The organism is Pseudoalteromonas sp. S558 (assembly GCF_005886635.1).
Taxonomy (GTDB): Bacteria; Pseudomonadota; Gammaproteobacteria; order Enterobacterales; family Alteromonadaceae; genus Pseudoalteromonas; species Pseudoalteromonas aliena.
This window is the reverse complement of the sequence record NZ_PNDU01000143.1, coordinates 1-2,202: the sequence shown is the minus strand read 5'-3', so window position 1 is coordinate 2,202 and position 2,202 is coordinate 1. Positions and strand designations below refer to the sequence as shown.

Below are 2,202 nucleotides of genomic sequence, written 5' to 3'. Positions count from 1 at the left end.
CTTGCCTAAATACCAAACATACTGCTGCAAAATCAATCACGAAAGGTCAACACGCCCTAGTAAATTATACTTATAAACCAAGTGAATTATTAGGATAAATTGGGCTTTAAAATTATTTTCAATTTAAAAAGCGAAGTTTATAAATTCATGTGTTGAATGAGGTGTAGTCAAGCTTAAGCGTTATGTTTGCATTTTATCTATCACACCCTGTGGTTAAACACGTTTATCACTCCTTGAAGCGTTTTTGCTGCGCGTTATACATTGCTCTTTATTTTATAAAAGTTGTAACTCTGCAATATGCTTTTCAAAAAATTAACGGGATCTAATAGTTTGATTTAAAAGCGTACAACGTGAATGTTTTTAAATCAGAAAAGGCAACAAGTTGGAGATTTGCGTATTAGGCATGTTATAGTCATTACGAATAGCTTTTATCCTAATACTGTCTTTATTATAAAATATTAAGAGTCAATATTCGGATCAAAAGCCTGTTATTAATAATTGTGCGGAGGCTAATTTGGAAACAGGAATGATTATTTCACTGACGTTATACTTTGTTGTAATGTTGGGTATAGGACTATATGCATATAAACAATCTACGAGCGATGTTTCCGGCTATATGCTAGGAGGCAGGAATTTATCACCAAGCGTAGCTGCGCTTTCAGCTGGTGCTTCAGACATGAGTGGTTGGATATTAATGGGCCTACCTGGTGCAATGTTCGTAACTGGGTTTAGTAGTACGTGGATAGCAATTGGCTTAATTGCAGGTGCTTGGTTAAACTACTTTTTGGTCGCCCCTCGACTAAGAGTTTATACCGAAAAAGCAAATGACTCGATTACCATTCCAGATTACTTTTCTAATCGCTTTAATGATAAATCAAACTTATTACGTGTTGTTTCTGCTGTTGTGATTATTGTGTTCTTCACACTTTATACTTCTTCGGGAGTTGTTGCTGGCGGTAAGTTATTTGAAAGCTCATTTGGCCTAAGCTATGAAATGGGTTTATACGTCACCACGGGTGTTGTTGTTTTGTATACTTTGTTTGGTGGATTTTTAGCTGTGAGTCTAACTGATTTTGTGCAAGGCTGTATCATGTTTATTGCGCTTATCTTAGTGCCTACTGTTGCCTACTCATTGCTAGAACAACCACTAGAATCGACCCTAAACAGTGTTAACCCAGATATGCTTAGTTGGATTGGTGCAGGCTCAACACTAGGTATTATTTCAGCAATGGCATGGGGATTAGGTTATTTTGGACAACCTCATATTATTGTCCGTTTTATGTCAGTACGCAGTGTTAAAGACATGCCAACGGCTCGTCGTATTGGTATGACATGGATGATTGTTGCCGCCGTTGGTGCTGTTGCTACAGGTATATTTGGTGCCGCATATACTTATGAAAATAACATTGTAGTGAAAGACCCTGAAACTATTTTCTTAATTCTTTCAGAGCTACTATTTCACCCTTTGATTGCTGGCTTTTTATTAGCTGCAATTTTAGCGGCTATTATGAGTACAATTTCTTCACAGCTATTAGTTAGTTCAAGCTCTTTGACAGAAGATTTATATAAAACATTTTTACGTAAAGATGCTAGTGATTTTGAATTGGTAACCGTTGGCCGGATCAGTGTGGCTATTGTGGCATTGTTTGCTATTTACTTAGCCTATGATCGAGATAGCTCTATTTTAGACTTGGTTAGTAATGCATGGGCAGGGTTTGGAGCTGCATTTGGTCCATTGGTGTTGTTTAGTCTTTATTGGAAACGTATGAACTTTGCTGGTGCTTTAGCCGGTATGCTGGTGGGTGCATTTACAGTACTTATTTGGATCTACGGTCCATTTACTATTGATGGCAAGAGCTTAAGTAGCTTTATGTATGAAATAGTACCTGGCTTTATTTTATCGAGTATTGCTATTGTCGCTGTAAGTTTAGTAACAAGTGAGCCTGCAGAAGATATAACAATATTATTTGATGAGGTAGAAAAAGAGCTTTAAATAGCTAATTTAAGTTGGGTTAAGTAACCTGAACTCTGGATAATAAATCTATCTCGAGCAGCTATTTTCAGCGCTAACTGCGTTGAATTTACTTGCAATAGGCCAGCTATTGACGCGTAAATTCGCCTTGTTTTCACTGAAAATCTCTGGCTAGAGAAAAATAAATTTAAATATCATTATGATTCAATATATTAGTAAATATCTTAACC

General features: G+C 36.5%; 1 protein-coding gene. It reads left to right on the top strand.

The window, feature by feature from the left end:
• The first annotated feature begins 514 nt into the window (after positions 1 to 514).
• On the top strand, positions 515 to 1,993 hold the full coding sequence (putP, locus tag CWB66_RS11425) for a sodium/proline symporter PutP (RefSeq protein ID WP_138585471.1): 1,479 nt from the start codon (positions 515 to 517) through the stop codon (positions 1,991 to 1,993).
• Positions 1,994 to 2,202: the final 209 nt, after the last annotated feature.